Annotated in this window: 14 protein-coding genes; 11 read left to right on the forward strand and 3 right to left on the reverse strand. The window is 56.0% G+C overall.

Annotated features, from left to right (window positions below; genetic code table 11):
• Nucleotides 1–202 precede the first annotated feature (202 nt).
• Nucleotides 203–967 (forward strand): bifunctional 2-polyprenyl-6-hydroxyphenol methylase/3-demethylubiquinol 3-O-methyltransferase UbiG, encoded by a 765-nt coding sequence (ubiG, locus tag IT971_RS15735; protein WP_063092369.1) that lies wholly within the window; start codon nucleotides 203–205, stop codon nucleotides 965–967.
• A gap of 68 nt (nucleotides 968–1,035) precedes the next feature.
• Here ubiG and IT971_RS15740 read toward each other — a convergent pair whose 3' ends face one another.
• The gene (locus IT971_RS15740; RefSeq protein ID WP_037991038.1) at nucleotides 1,036–1,470 is read right to left on the reverse strand and encodes a DUF1178 family protein; all 435 of its coding nucleotides are present in this window, start codon (nucleotides 1,468–1,470) and stop codon (nucleotides 1,036–1,038) included.
• Nucleotides 1,471–1,591: 121 nt separating this feature from the next.
• Here IT971_RS15740 and IT971_RS15745 point away from each other — a divergent pair, with 121 nt between their 5' ends.
• The 6 genes from IT971_RS15745 to IT971_RS15770 all read left to right on the forward strand — a co-directional run bounded on the left by IT971_RS15745 (nucleotide 1,592) and on the right by IT971_RS15770 (nucleotide 8,532).
• On the forward strand, nucleotides 1,592–2,113 hold the full coding sequence (locus tag IT971_RS15745) for a bifunctional 2-polyprenyl-6-hydroxyphenol methylase/3-demethylubiquinol 3-O-methyltransferase UbiG (protein WP_223305194.1): 522 nt from the start codon (nucleotides 1,592–1,594) through the stop codon (nucleotides 2,111–2,113).
• A 133-nt stretch (nucleotides 2,114–2,246) separates the two neighbouring features.
• Nucleotides 2,247–4,160 carry a PhoX family phosphatase gene (locus tag IT971_RS15750; RefSeq protein ID WP_063094876.1) on the forward strand — a complete coding sequence of 638 codons (1,914 nt, stop codon included), beginning with the start codon at nucleotides 2,247–2,249 and terminating at the stop codon, nucleotides 4,158–4,160.
• A gap of 326 nt (nucleotides 4,161–4,486) precedes the next feature.
• A complete protein-coding gene (locus IT971_RS15755) occupies nucleotides 4,487–5,977 on the forward strand; it encodes an alkaline phosphatase (protein WP_063094874.1) in 1,491 nt (496 codons plus the stop codon).
• 65 nt (nucleotides 5,978–6,042) lie between these two features.
• Complete coding sequence (locus IT971_RS15760; RefSeq protein ID WP_063094872.1) at nucleotides 6,043–6,483, forward strand: hypothetical protein; 441 nt, start codon at nucleotides 6,043–6,045, stop codon at nucleotides 6,481–6,483.
• Complete coding sequence (locus IT971_RS15765) at nucleotides 6,461–7,198, forward strand: ABC transporter ATP-binding protein (protein WP_063094870.1); 738 nt, start codon at nucleotides 6,461–6,463, stop codon at nucleotides 7,196–7,198. Before IT971_RS15760 ends, IT971_RS15765 begins: the two co-directional genes overlap by 23 nt.
• Nucleotides 7,195–8,532 (forward strand): FtsX-like permease family protein, encoded by a 1,338-nt coding sequence (locus IT971_RS15770; protein WP_063094868.1) that lies wholly within the window; start codon nucleotides 7,195–7,197, stop codon nucleotides 8,530–8,532. The genes IT971_RS15765 and IT971_RS15770 overlap by 4 nt, the downstream gene beginning before the upstream one ends.
• A 53-nt stretch (nucleotides 8,533–8,585) precedes the next feature.
• Here IT971_RS15770 and IT971_RS15775 read toward each other — a convergent pair whose 3' ends face one another.
• Nucleotides 8,586–9,125, reverse strand: a complete 540-nt coding sequence (locus IT971_RS15775) for a YHS domain-containing (seleno)protein (RefSeq protein WP_223305196.1) — start codon at nucleotides 9,123–9,125, stop codon at nucleotides 8,586–8,588.
• A 206-nt stretch (nucleotides 9,126–9,331) separates the two neighbouring features.
• Here IT971_RS15775 and IT971_RS15780 point away from each other — a divergent pair, with 206 nt between their 5' ends.
• Nucleotides 9,332–9,715 (forward strand): VOC family protein, encoded by a 384-nt coding sequence (locus tag IT971_RS15780; RefSeq protein ID WP_063094864.1) that lies wholly within the window; start codon nucleotides 9,332–9,334, stop codon nucleotides 9,713–9,715.
• 22 nt (nucleotides 9,716–9,737) lie between these two features.
• Here IT971_RS15780 and IT971_RS15785 read toward each other — a convergent pair whose 3' ends face one another.
• Entirely contained in the window at nucleotides 9,738–10,562 is an 825-nt protein-coding gene (locus IT971_RS15785; RefSeq protein ID WP_063094862.1) for a carbon-nitrogen hydrolase family protein, read from the reverse strand.
• Between the two features lie 198 nt (nucleotides 10,563–10,760).
• On the opposite strand from IT971_RS15785, the gene IT971_RS15790 reads away from it, so the two are divergent.
• From IT971_RS15790 to IT971_RS15800, 3 genes are all read left to right on the forward strand, one after another.
• Entirely contained in the window at nucleotides 10,761–11,432 is a 672-nt protein-coding gene (locus IT971_RS15790; protein ID WP_063094860.1) for a GntR family transcriptional regulator, read from the forward strand.
• A gap of 80 nt (nucleotides 11,433–11,512) precedes the next feature.
• Nucleotides 11,513–12,322, forward strand: a complete 810-nt coding sequence (locus IT971_RS15795) for a phytanoyl-CoA dioxygenase family protein (RefSeq protein WP_063094858.1) — start codon at nucleotides 11,513–11,515, stop codon at nucleotides 12,320–12,322.
• A gap of 24 nt (nucleotides 12,323–12,346) precedes the next feature.
• Nucleotides 12,347–13,684 carry an NAD(P)H-dependent oxidoreductase gene (locus IT971_RS15800; protein WP_063094856.1) on the forward strand — a complete coding sequence of 446 codons (1,338 nt, stop codon included), beginning with the start codon at nucleotides 12,347–12,349 and terminating at the stop codon, nucleotides 13,682–13,684.
• The last annotated feature ends 18 nt before the right edge of the window (nucleotides 13,685–13,702 follow it).

Below are 13,702 nucleotides of genomic sequence, written 5' to 3' on the forward strand. Positions count from 1 at the left end.
CCGCGAAATATCCTGCGAATTCTTACCTGAAAACCCTGACAACACATGCGATTGGCGCAAGGCACGTTTCGATTTCCCTCATGCTGGTAACGCCCTCATTCGCCCGGCGTCAGGACCTTGATGCCCGGCAAACTATTGCCTTGCCGGACGCGCCCGCGTAAACAGGGCAAAGAAAATCAACGTCACGCCATCGGAGCCGTCCATGTCGCACGCATCCGCCAATAACAGCCGCACCGCCAATGCCGAGGAAATCGCACGCTTTTCCGCAATGGCCGAAAAATGGTGGGACCCGAACGGCGCGATGAAGCCCCTGCACAAGTTCAATCCGATCCGCTTGCAGCTTCTGCGCGACAATATCGCTGCCCATCTCGGACGCGATGCCAACCAGCTTGACGTCCTGAAAGATGTCGAAATCATCGATATCGGTTGCGGTGCCGGTCTTCTGTCCGAACCGCTGGCACGCATGGGCGCAAAAATGACGTCAATCGACGCAGCCGAAAACAATATCGAAGTCGCAAAGGTCCACGCTGCGCAGTCGGGCCCTGCCATTGATTATCGCAATTGCACCCCGGAAATGCTGGTCGACGAGGGCAAGCAGTTCGATATCGTTCTGAATATGGAAGTCATCGAACATGTCGATGACCCGCAATTCTTCATGCAGGCCTGTGCGGCGTTACTCAAACCCGGCGGGTTGATGTTTGTTGCCACCCTGAATCGGACGATCAAATCGCTGGCTCTGGCAAAATTCGGCGCTGAATACATCCTGCGCTGGTTGCCTGCTGGCACTCATGACTGGCGCAAATTCGTCAAACCATCCGAAATGTCGGGCTTGCTGCGCGGTGCCGGTCTTGATCTCGTGGATATCACCGGTGTGACCTACAACCCGATCACCGATAAATGGTCAGCCGCCCCGCGCGATCTTGACATCAATTACATGGTGATCGCGCAAAAACCCGCCAAAGCCTGATCCTATAGCTGACAACGTATTTTAGGACGGCACATCAGGCATGAAGGGAGCAAAGCGGGATCGAGCCCCTAATTCTTCTTGCTCTCATCAAGCCATGGCAACGCCTGAACATCAATGCCTTCATCGATCAGTTCGGCTGTTTCTTTAAGCGATGCCTCGCCATAAATGCCGCGCTTTTCGGTTTCGCCGTAATGGATTTTGCGGGCTTCCTCGGCAAACTTAGTGCCAACATGCTCGCAGTTTTCCTCGACCTGCTTGCGGATTTCGGCCATCGCCGTGCGGGTTGCTTCTGCCATGGCAACCTGGCGGGTCTTTTCGGCTGCCTCCTCTTTCTGGCGCGACGTCCGAAGACGCGGTGCCATCAACGCCTTTCCCACATTCGCCGTCCCACAAAACGGGCATGACAATTCACCGCTGGCAGCCTGGGTGTCATATGTTGCACCGTCTTTGAACCAGCCTTCAAATTCGTGATCATGTTCGCATTTAAGCTGAAAGAGGATCATGGTGTTGTTTTGTTCAAGCAAACCGTAACAATTGCAAGGTGTTTTGATATCAATGATATAGCGACACCCTGCCCGAAACGCCAGTTTCAGGCGGCTCCTTCAATAACCAAGATTTTTGAAAATGTCATCATTAATGCCATCGGACTGGGTTACCCGTCATTGCCCACCCTGCCACGCGACCGGCGGAACCGCACTTGATCTTGCCTGCGGCAAGGGGCGTCACAGTTTCTGGCTGGCGGATCAGGGATGGCAGGTCACAGCCCTTGATCGCGATCTGTCAGATACGGGAACCGGTGAAAATACCGGAATTGAGTGGATCGAAGCAAATCTTGAATCAGGTCCCTGGCCGCTTGGGGACCGGCAGTTTGACCTGGTGGTGGTCGTCAATTACCTGCACCGACCACTGTTTGAAAATCTTCGCGATGCGGTCAAATCCGGTGGCACTTTGCTTTATGAAACCTTCATGATCGGCAACGAAGCGTTCGGCCGCCCCCGATCACCAGAATTCCTTCTGCACCCTGGCGAACTGCCAAACGCCTTTTCCGGCTGGAAAATCAACGCATTCGAACAGGGCCCTCAATACAAACCAGCCGCAGCTGTTCCCTTCGCTGTGAAACAATTCCAGTCGGCCTGCAAACCATAGGCAAAGCAGACCGCAACAATTCCGTAACACACTAGAATAACAATAAAAATAAACACAAGTGTCATAATTCAAACGGCGTGTTTCTGGCATCTTCCTCGGCGCTAGTTTTAGCATTTGGCAGAGAGAGAAAACCATGACCGAACAATTTGAAATCGTCGAGGATCGCGATGACATTCCGTCGAACCCGACAAACAACCCACGTGTAGCCGACCTGATCAATGCCCGCCTTTCCCGCCGCGGCTTTTTCAAGGGGCTGATGGCAACGTCGGCCGTCGCCGGTGCCGGTATCGCCACCTCGGGCATGGCCCGTGCGCAAAACGCATCGACCCTGACCTTCAAATCGATCCCGCAGAAAATCACCGAAACCCATGCGGTAGCCGACGGTTACGATGCCGACGTCCTGATTCGCTGGGGCGACAAGGTTGCTGCCGATGCCCCGGCATTTGTGCCAGGTGCCGTCGATGCCACCGCCCAGAACAAGCAGTTCGGCTATAACTGCGACTATATCGGCTATATGCCGCTGCCGGTCGGCTCGGATAATTCCGAACACGGCCTTCTGTGTGTCAGCCATGAATACACCAACGCGGAAATGATGTGGCCGGGACTCAAGGATGCCATGGGCGCTTCACAGGAACAGGCCCTGCACGAAATTGCCGCCCACGGCCATTCCATCGTCGAAGTCAAAAAGACCAATGGCAAATGGCAGGTCATCGACGGGTCAAATTATGCGCGCCGCATTTCGGCCCTTGATACCGACATGGTCATCACCGGCCCGGCAGCAGGCCATGACCGCCTGAAAACCAGTTCTGACCCGACCGGCACGCGCGTCATCGGCACGCTGAACAACTGTGCAGGCGGCAAAACCCCGTGGGGCACCATCCTGATCGCCGAAGAAAACTTCAACGGCTATTTCGGGGGCGACATCGCCAAAACCAGCGAAGAACGCAACTACAAGCGCCTCGGCATCGAGCCGGACAGCTGGTATTCATGGGTCAAATATTTCGACCGTTTCAATGTCGAAAAAGAACCGAACGAACCGAACAAGTTCGGCTGGATGGTCGAAATCGATCCCTACGATCCGACATCAATGCCCAAAAAACGCACCGCCCTTGGCCGCTTCAAACACGAAGGCGCAACCGTTATCGTCAACAAGGATAACTCGGTTGTTGCCTATTCCGGCGACGATCAGCGTTTCGACTATCTTTATAAATTCGTCGCGTCGAAAAAATACAATCCGAACGACCGCGCAGCTAACATGGACATCCTCGAAGACGGCACGCTTTATGTCGCCAAATTCAATGAGGACGGCACAGTAAACTGGATGCCGTTGGTCCATGGTGATGGCCCGCTGACCGCCGAAAACGATTTCCATAGCAAGGCCGACGTTCTGATTGAAACCCGTCGCGCCGCCGACCTTTTGGGTGCGACCCAGATGGACCGCCCCGAAGACGTCGAACCGAACCCGGTCAACGGCAAGGTTTACGTCATGCTGACCAACAACTCGAAGCGCAAGGAACCGAACATCGTCAACCCGCGCGCCTCGAACATCCATGGCCATGTTCTTGAGCTCACCCCTCCGGGCGGCATGGGTAAGGATGCCGATCACACCGCAGATACCTTCAAGTGGGACATCTTCCTGCTTGGTGGTAACCCGGCGAATGCCGATGACCGTGCAGTTTACCATCCAGGGGCTGAAAGCTGGGTATCCTGCCCGGATAACCTTGCGATTGACCATAAAGGCCGCCTGTGGATTTCGACCGATGGTGCGCCGAACTCGGATATTCCAGATGGCATGCATGCCGCAGACGTTGAAGGCGCCGGTCGTGCACTGACCAAATTCTTCTTTGCCTGCCCGGAAGGTGCCGAAATGTGCGGCCCGGAATTCACCCCGGATGGAACAACCCTGTTTGTCGCGGTTCAGCACCCGGCAGATGGTTCGACCTATGACGCACCCAGCACCCGCTGGCCGGACTTCAAGGACGGCGTTCCGGCGCGTCCGTCGGTGGTTGCGATCACCAAGCAGGGCGGCGGCGAAATCGCAAGCTAAGGCCACGAAACACACCTGATGGACCACACGCTGGTCCTGAAGAAAATGGCGGCGGGCAAGGATGTATTTCCGGTCCGCCGTCCTTGTTTTACCTGCTATGTCGGTTCATTCGCACATCGGAATATTGGTCAAATTGTTCAAGGCTTTAGTTTGGAATAAATCCAGTTCTTGAAGATTCGAGCTCCAAAAGTACATTCACCCGAACATTGTAACCTATCAATCACATTAGCTTCACCAAACCGCCCCTTATCGATCTTAAAATGAGAACCATTCGCTGCATAGCAGAGTGCAGCCGAATATTCCGTTCGATAAGGGAGAACATCGAAATGAAACGCCTTCTTGTCGCTTCCGCACTGGCTGGTGCCATGTGTGCGAACGTTGCTGTTGCCGCTGACATGCTGCCGCAGGCCAATGATCCGTATTTCGTCGCCGCCCAGCAGACCCTGCAGCAGAAACTGCAACAGCAGGCCAACACCAACCGCGCCAAGAACATCATCCTGTTCGTTGGCGACGGCATGAGCATCCCGACCGTTACCGCAGCCCGCATCTATGAAGGCCAGAAGCGCGGTGTCGACGGCGAAAGCAACAGCCTCGTTTTCGGCCAGTTCCCGAACGTTGCCCTGTCCAAAACCTACACCCATGACGCCCAGATCGCTGACTCGGCCCCGACCGCATCGGCCATGATGGCTGGCGTCAAAATGAATAACGGCACCATCGGCGTCAGCTCGGACGTTGCGCGCGGCGACTGCAAGGCGCAGCTTGCCCATCCGGTCAAAAGCCTTGCCGCACAGGCCGAAGAACAGGGCATGTCGACCGGTGTGATTTCCACCGCACGCCTGACCCATGCAACCCCGGCGGCAACTTATGTTCACACATCCGACCGTGACTGGGAAAGTGACAGCGACCTCTCTGACGCTGCCAAAGCGGATGGCTGCAAAGACATCGCAGCCCAGCTGATTGAATGGTCGGCGGGCAACGGGTTGGAAGTTGCCTTTGGTGGCGGTCGCCGCATGTTCATGGACAAAACCATGGAAGACCCGGAAGACAAGGGCAAGATGGGCCAGCGTTCCGACGGTCGCGATCTGACCAAGGAATGGGTTGATGCCAAGGGTAAAGGCGCGTCCTACATCTGGAACAAAGAACAGTTTGATGCGATCGACGTTGCATCGGCAAAGCATGTTCTGGGTCTGTTTGACCGCTCGCACATGGAATATGAAGCCGACCGCGCCAAAGATGCGGCTGGCGAACCGAGCCTGGCCGAAATGACCGGCAAGGCAATTGATATTCTGTCGAAAAATGACAAGGGTTACTTCCTGATGGTTGAAGCTGGTCGTATCGACCATGCCCATCACGAAGGCAATGCGGCCCGCGCGCTTGAAGACACCGTCGCACTGAACGACGCGGTCAAGGAAGCCATGGGCAAGGTCAATCTTGACGATACCCTGATCATCGTCACGGCCGATCACTCGCACACCATGACCATTTCCGGCTATTCCAGCCGTGGCAACCCGATCCTTGGCGTTTCCGAGGAAAAGGGCGACGACGGCAAACCTTACACTACCCTTGGCTATATGAACGGCCCGGGTGCGCTTAAGGACGAAGTCCGTGCCGACCTGACCAATGTCGACACCACCGACATTGACTTCCTTCAGCAGGCACTGGTCCCGATGAGCAGCGAAACCCATGCTGGCGATGATGTTGCCATCTTTGCCAACGGCCCGTGGTCGCACCTGTTCAGCGGTGTCGTTGAACAGAACTTCATCTATCACGTCATGTCCTATGCCTCGAAAATCGAAGACCGCATGGCTTCGAAATAAGGCTTGCGTCTGATACCGCCGACCGCAGCGAACTGCGGTCGGCATTTTCTTTGATGGAGATTTCCATGATCGTCGGACGCCGCACATTCATTGCAGGTGCAGCCGCCACCGCCGGGATGCTGATCGCCCCGCCGGCTTTTGCACGCGACCGGATCAAAATTCCCGATATTTACAAAACCCAGAACGAATTTTCCGTTCAGGCCAAGACATTCGCCAAAGATAAAAGTCGCATCGAAATTACCGGCTTCATGGCTCCGCCACTTAAGGCGGAGGCATCCTTTTTCGTACTGACCCGTCGCCCGATGTCAGTTTGCCCGTTCTGCGAAACATCCGCCGACTGGCCGGTCGATATTGTCTTTGTCAGAACCCGCGAAAGGGTCGACGCCGTCGCCTTTAACCGCATGATCGTCACGAGCGGCATTCTCGAGCTCGGCGAAGCCAAAGATGAGGAAACCGGATTTGTCAGCCTTGTCCGACTTGTCGATGCAGAGTTCGAAGTCCTCTAAGCCCGGCGCAGATCAAAGCGCGTCGGACCTGTTGCGGATTTCGGATCTTCAACTGCGCTATCATCGCAATACAGCCCCGGTCATCAGCCTGCCATCCCTTGCCATCCATCAGGGCGAGGTCGTTGGCATTTCCGGCCCGTCGGGATCGGGGAAGTCCAGCCTGCTTTATCTGATCAGCGGCCTTTTGCGTCCGACAGGCGGCAATATCATCTGGAACGGAACCGATATCACCAGCCTGTCCGAAGGCGCATCTGATCGCTGGCGCCGCCAATCGATCGGTTTTGTCTTTCAGGATTTCCACCTGATCGATGAAGTCAGCCCGCTTGAAAATGTTCTGATCCCGGCAAGCTTTGCCGGATGGCGCATTTCACCAGAAACCCGTAAACGCGCCTATGATCTTCTTGATCAGGTCGGCGTTCCGATGGCGCGTAAAAGCACATCGGACCTGTCGCGCGGCGAACAGCAACGCGTGGCGATTGCACGTGCCCTTCTGTTCGATCCGCCGATCATCCTTGCTGATGAACCAACCGCAAGCTTGGATGACGCAGCAAGCCAGATCGCAACTGACATTCTGTTTTCGCTTGCCGGATCAAACCGCACCCTGATCACCGTCAGCCACGACCGCGACGTGATTGATCGCTGCGCGCGCATCCTGAAATTCGACAAGGGCCATCTTGTGGATGATGCGACCACCAACCGGGCGGAGGGCGCATGAACCCGTTTCCCATCGTCATTGCAAGCCTGCGCCGCCACTGGATCATGAATATTCTGTTCGTGCTGCTGATCGCGGTTGCGGTTGCCATTGGTGTCGGCATTACCGCACAGGAACGTGCACTGCGCCAAGGTAGCGCCAAGGCCGCCGACAAATTCGACATCCTTATCGCCGCCCCCGGCAGCCAGACCGAAATCGTCATGAACACGATTTTCCTGCGCCATAGCGCGATCAATCTACTCGATGGTCAACACTGGGCCAGCTTGATGACCGACCCGCGGGTTGAAATCGCCGCCCCGCTTGCCTTTGGCGATAGCTGGCAGGATTACAGCATTGTCGGATCGACCCCGCAATTCGTTGCCTATCTGTCGGACGGACTGGCAAGCGGCCATATATTTGAAAACATCGAACAGGCCGTTATCGGTGCTGCCGTCCCACTTGAAATAGGCGATGAATTCGAGCCCAGCCACGGTCATGGTGCCGAAGCCGAGCTTGAACATCATCACGGCGTTCATCTACAAGTCGTCGGCAAGATGAAGCCCACCGGAACCCCGTGGGATAGTGCGATCATCGTTGCCGTCGAGCAGGTCTGGGATATCCATGCCCTGCCAACCGGCCATGATGAAGACGAAGATCACGACCATAGCGGTGCCGCAGAAGAACATCATGACGAACATGAAGATCATGATCATGACGAAGCAGCGGAACATCACGACGAGGATCACGAGCACGAACACGAACACGAACACGAACATCAGGTGATGGACCATATCGGCCCGCCCTTTGATGCCGATGCCCTGCCCGGTGTTCCGGCACTGGTTGTCCGCCCCAAAAGCGTTGCAGCCGCCTATACGCTGCGTGCCGATTACCGGACAGACCACAGCACCGCCTTCTTCCCGGCCGAGGTTCTGGTGGAAATGTATCGCCTGCTGGGCAATGCCGGTTCGGTGATGCGTGCCATGGCACTGGGATCACAGGGACTGGTCGTTGCCGCCATTCTGGCCGCGATCCTGGCCATGATGCAGCTTTATCGCAAACAATTCGCTGTCCTGCGCGCTCTTGGCGCACCGCGCAGCTATGTGTTTGGCGCGATCTGGTCCTATGTCTCGATCCTTGTCGTGATCGGTGCCATTGCCGGTCTTGGACTTGGCTGGTTTGTTGCCCAATCGGTTTCTACCGTCTTTACGGCCGAAACCGGTATGGCGTTACAGGCAACAATTTCAGGCTCAGAACTATCGCTTGCCGGTGGCTTTGTCCTGATTGGTCTGATCCTTGCCACGGTTCCGGCCTTCCTGCTTTATCGGCGACCAGTCGTCGAGGCCTTGCGCAACTCATAAAAAACGCCCCCGACAGACCAAATCTGCCGGGGGCGTTTCATCCTGAGGTCACCTTACTTCACCGGGGCTGTCCCGTCATAGGTGCCGTCATTATCGCTGATCGCCTTCCAGCTTTTATCCGACGCGTCCTTGGCTTCAAGCGACGTCCAATTACCTTCGGACTTGTTGATATTCCCACTGATATCGCTGGCCCAGAAACCAGCCACCGTCGGCGTGATGTTCAGATAAAGCGCCCCGTCGACAATCCGCCAAAGGTTCGGGTTTGCCGGAACCTTGCCCCCCTGTGCGATGCCATAGGCACAATGCCCGTCATATTTCGGCGCATATTTTGCTGGATTGGCAACGAACATTTCGCGATGCTCCTCGGATGCAAACGCCCATGTCGCACCATTGTAATTGGCGGTAATATCGGCACGACCCGGCACCGCACGTGGCTGTGCCCCGCCCGGCTCCGCCTGTTTCAGATCGAAATAGGCCACCGGATCATACCCGCTGATCGCAAAGCCGGTTTCATCAACATATTGCTCCCCGGCAAAAGCCGCCCCTGACGCCGCTACCATCACGCACGAGGCCAGTAAAATACGCTTAAGCATGACCATAAAACTCCGTTTGCTGTCTTGATGATCACAGACTGCAAAAAGCGCCCCCAAAGGTAAAATGACGTTGCGACACTGTTTCGTGAAGCCGCGTGACCAATGGCGTCCAAAATCGAGCTGATCACGAATTTTCCTATTGACCTCAACTTAAGTTAAGGAATTACACAGAAAACAGTTGAGAGAAAAACATAAAGGAGATCACCATGAGTGATGCATTTTTGGAACATGTGAATTTCACCGTCGCTGATCCGGCCAAAACGGCTGCACAATTATGCAACTGGTTTGGCTGGCATGTGCGCTGGAACGGTCCGGCAAAGGATAACGGCATCAGCTATCATGTCGGCAGTGATACAAGCTATGTCGCCGTCTATTCCGGCGGAACACCGGTAAGTTCGGACGAAAATTCCTATCGCACGCTGGGTGGGATGAACCATGTCGCCATCGTGGTTGACGACCTTGATGCCACCGAAAAGAAAATCCTCGCCAGCGGCCTTAAAACCCACAATCACGCAGATTACGAGCCCGGCCGCCGGTTCTATTTCCACGATGAAAACGGCATCGAGTTCGAGGTGGTCAGCTATAGCTGACCACCTACCAGACGCGCTTAAATCAGCAAGGTTTATACGCCCGGTCATTATGAAGCGACGGCACCATCCGCCGAATGTCTTCGACCCGGTCCAGATCGATCTCGGCGGTAACAAAGCCGGGATCGGTCCCCGCATCGGCAAGAACCTCGCCCCACGGATCGATAATAAGCGAATGGCCGAATGTCTGCCGGTTGCCCGGATGATCGCCGCACTGTGCGGCTGCAATCACATAACAACCATTTTCAATCGCGCGTGACCGCAACAGATTGTGCCAGTGCGCCTGCCCGGTCGTGCGCGTAAACGCCGCCGGGATCGACAGAATCTTTGCCCCCGCCTTGGCATAATCACGGAAAAGCTGCGGGAACCGGACGTCATAGCAAATTGCGATGCCGATATCGCCGATATTGGTTTTGGCAAGCCGTGCCAGATCGCCGGGGCGGAATGTTTTACTTTCGCGGTAACTTTCCCCATTCGCCAGATCGACATCAAACATATGGATCTTGTCATAGGATGTGATCACCGCCCCGTCCGGGCCGATCACAAAGCAGCGATTGGCAACCCGGTCTTCGCCCGGCACCTTCACATGCAATGACCCGACAATCAGGGTCGATTTCAGTTCTTCGGCCAGATCGCAGAAAAATGTAAGGGCCGGATGATCGGCCTCGTCAAAGGCGGCTGTCCGCACCTTTTCCCCGCCAAACGACATCATCGAAACATTTTCCGGAAACGCAATAAGCGTCGCCCCCGCCGCATGGGCATCGCGCGCATAGGTCGCGGCACGTGCAAGGTTGTCGCTCATATTGTCACGCGCATTCACCTGGACACAGGCAGCAATGAAACGGGCCATGACATCGTCTCCTTATCGTTGTTCTGCGATAATCATGGAACGCGATCGGAGCACGGACAATACACAATTGGGCTATCGCGCCACCAAAACAGTGTTTTAATCTGAGCACGCAACCACAGAGTCATTTTTTGCCGATTTGATCTTCCAATGGTTAAATTTAGTGTATACAGTATTCCACATGCGAAAGAAGGATTGAAGATGGAACCGCTTTCCGGTCGTAAAAGTCTGACTGACGAAGTGCATGATCGCTTGGTCGATGCCTTGTGTTCCGGTGCTCTCCCTCCCGGAACGCCTTTGCGTCAGGAAGCCTTGGCCGAGGAGCTCAATGTCTCGCGGCAGCCAGTGTTGCAAGCTCTGGGGTTGCTGCGTCGTGATGGACTGGTGGTACCGATGGGACGGCGCGGATACCGCGTTGCGCCGGTCGATGCCAAACTGGTCGAGCACGTTTATGACTTGCGCGAAGCGTTTGACGGGCTTGCCGCCCGTCTGGCGTCAAAATCCCCGGAAGACGAACGGAAATCGGCCCTGCGGGCTGCCATCCAACAGGGACACCACGCCCTGGACAGCAATACCACCGCAGACCTTGTTGCAGCCGACGTCGCGTTTCATCAAACGATCTATCGCTTGTCGGGCAACCCCCTGTTGCCCGAGGCATCAGCCGCAATCTGGCTGCAGGTCCGGCGCGTCATGCACGCCGACCTGCAAACCGGAACCGGTCGGGACCCTGTCTGGACCGAACATCAAGCCATCGCCGACGCGATCTGCGCCGGCGATGGCGCGGCGGCCCAACAATTGGCAATTGCACATACACGCAATGCCGCAAACCGCCTGATCACGCACATGAAAGAAACTGCAAAGAAAAACAATTGAATCGCCTGGCGCATAAACCGCCCGAACCGGGCACAAGGTCGCACAACAAAAACCAAAATCTTGCGACACGGAGGAACGTCATGAAACTCAATGAAGCGGCACTTGCCGAATTTCGCGAACAGGGCTTTGTCTTTCTACCGGAACTTTTCTCTCGCGAAGAAGCCGCCCTTCTTCTGTCCGAAGCCCGCCAGATTTATGCATCCGACCGCGAAGAAGTCTGGCGCGAAACATCGGGCGTCGCCCGCACGGCTTTTGCCGCCCACACCTATAACGAAGCCCATCGCCGCCTTGGTGCTCATCCCCGCCTGATCGAACCTGTGGAACAGTTCCTTGATGAACAGGTTTACATGCATCAATACAAAATCAACGCCAAGGCTGCCTTTGATGGCGCCGTCTGGCAATGGCATCAGGATTACGGCACCTGGCAGCGCGACGATGAAATGCCCGAACCGCGCGCGTTCAACATCGCCCTGTTCCTCGAAGACGTCACCCCGGCAAACGGCCCGTTGCTATTCATCCCCAAAAGCCACAAGGCCGGCGTACTCAAAGCCGGTCACGATCTTGAAACCACCTCCTATCCGCTTTGGACCCTGGATCGAGAAACCGTGACAAAACTTGCTGCCGAAGGCGGCTGTGAAGCCCCGATTGGGCCTGCCGGATCGGTTGTGATGTTCCACGGCAACCTTGTCCATGCAAGCCCGCCCAATATCAGCCCGTTTGACCGCACCATTGTTTACCTTAGCCTGTGCGCGGTTTCGAACCATATCCGGGCGTTTAATCGCAAACCTTGGATCGCCCATCGCGACTTCACCCCGATCACACCGCTTGCCGATGATTGCCTTGACGAACTGGTTGCCAAACAATCGTCCGCCAAAAGTTCCGCGGCCTGATCGCCCGGCGACGGAGTATTTCAAATGAACCTTGATGCAAAGCTGCGCAAACGTGCCGCAGACGGCAATCCCGTTCGCGTCGGCATTATCGGTGCAGGTAAATTCGGCTCGATGTTTTTAAGTCAGGCCGGACACCATCCGGGCTATCACGTTCTCGGGGTCGCAGACCTGAGCGCGACCCGCGCCAAAGAGGCTCTCGACCGTGTCGGCTGGCCAAAGGAACGCTATCAGGCCACCGATCCGGACAATGCGCTTGCAAACGGCACCACCTGGATCACCGAGGATGCCGATGCCCTGATCGAAGCCAACGGCATCGAAGTCATCATCGATGCCACCGGCAGCCCCGCAGCCGGTATCCGCTATGGCCTGAAGGCCATTGAATATGGCCGCCACCTTGTCATGGTCAATGTCGAGGCCGACGTTCTTGCTGGCCCCCTTCTGGCCCACAAAGCCGAACAGGCAGGCCTTGTCTATTCCATGGCCTATGGCGATCAGCCCGCCCTGATTTCGGAAATGGTTGATTGGGCGCGTGCCGTCGGCCTTGATGTCATCTGTGCGGGTAAAGGCACCAAATATCTGCCCGCCTATCACCATGTCACGCCTGATGATGTCTGGACCCATTATGGCCTGACACCGCAACAGGCAAAGGCGGGCGGCATGAACCCGCAGATTTTCAACAGCTTCCTTGACGGCACCAAATCCGCCATCGAAATGGCTGCTGTTGCCAATGCCTGTGATCTGGTGCCACAGGATATCGGCCTTCGCTTCCCGGCCTGCGGGGTCGATGATCTGCCACGTCTGCTCTCACCACGCGAAACCGGCGGATTGCTGGATCGCAAGGGCACGGTTGAAGTGGTTTCAAGCCTTGAACGCGACACCCGCCCGGTGTTTCGCGATCTGCGCTGGGGCGTTTATGTCACGTTTGAAGCCCCCAGTGACTATGTCAAACGCTGCTTCTCGGAATATGGTCTTCTGACCGATCCGACCGGGCAATATTCCGCGATGTATAAACCCTATCACTTGATCGGGCTGGAACTGGGCATTTCGGTCGCCTCTGCCGCCCTGCGCCACGAGGCCACCGGCGCACCGCGCGCATGGTCGGGCGATGCGGTTGCCTTTGCCAAACGCGACCTTCGCGTCGGTGAAAAGCTCGACGGGGAAGGCGGTTACACGGTCTATGGCAAACTGATGCCCGCCCGCATGTCAAAGGCCCAAAATGCCCTGCCCATAGGCCTTGCGCACCACCTGACACTCAACCGCAATGTCGCAATTGATCATGTCGTGACATGGAACGATGTCGATTTCGACCCTACCGATCCCGCCATCCGCTTCCGCAAGGAAATGGAAGATACCTTTGGCTAACGAACTCTCTCTGTCGCG

This window comes from Thalassospira sp. B30-1, from assembly GCF_015767575.1.
Taxonomy (GTDB): domain Bacteria; phylum Pseudomonadota; class Alphaproteobacteria; order Rhodospirillales; family Thalassospiraceae; genus Thalassospira; species Thalassospira xiamenensis.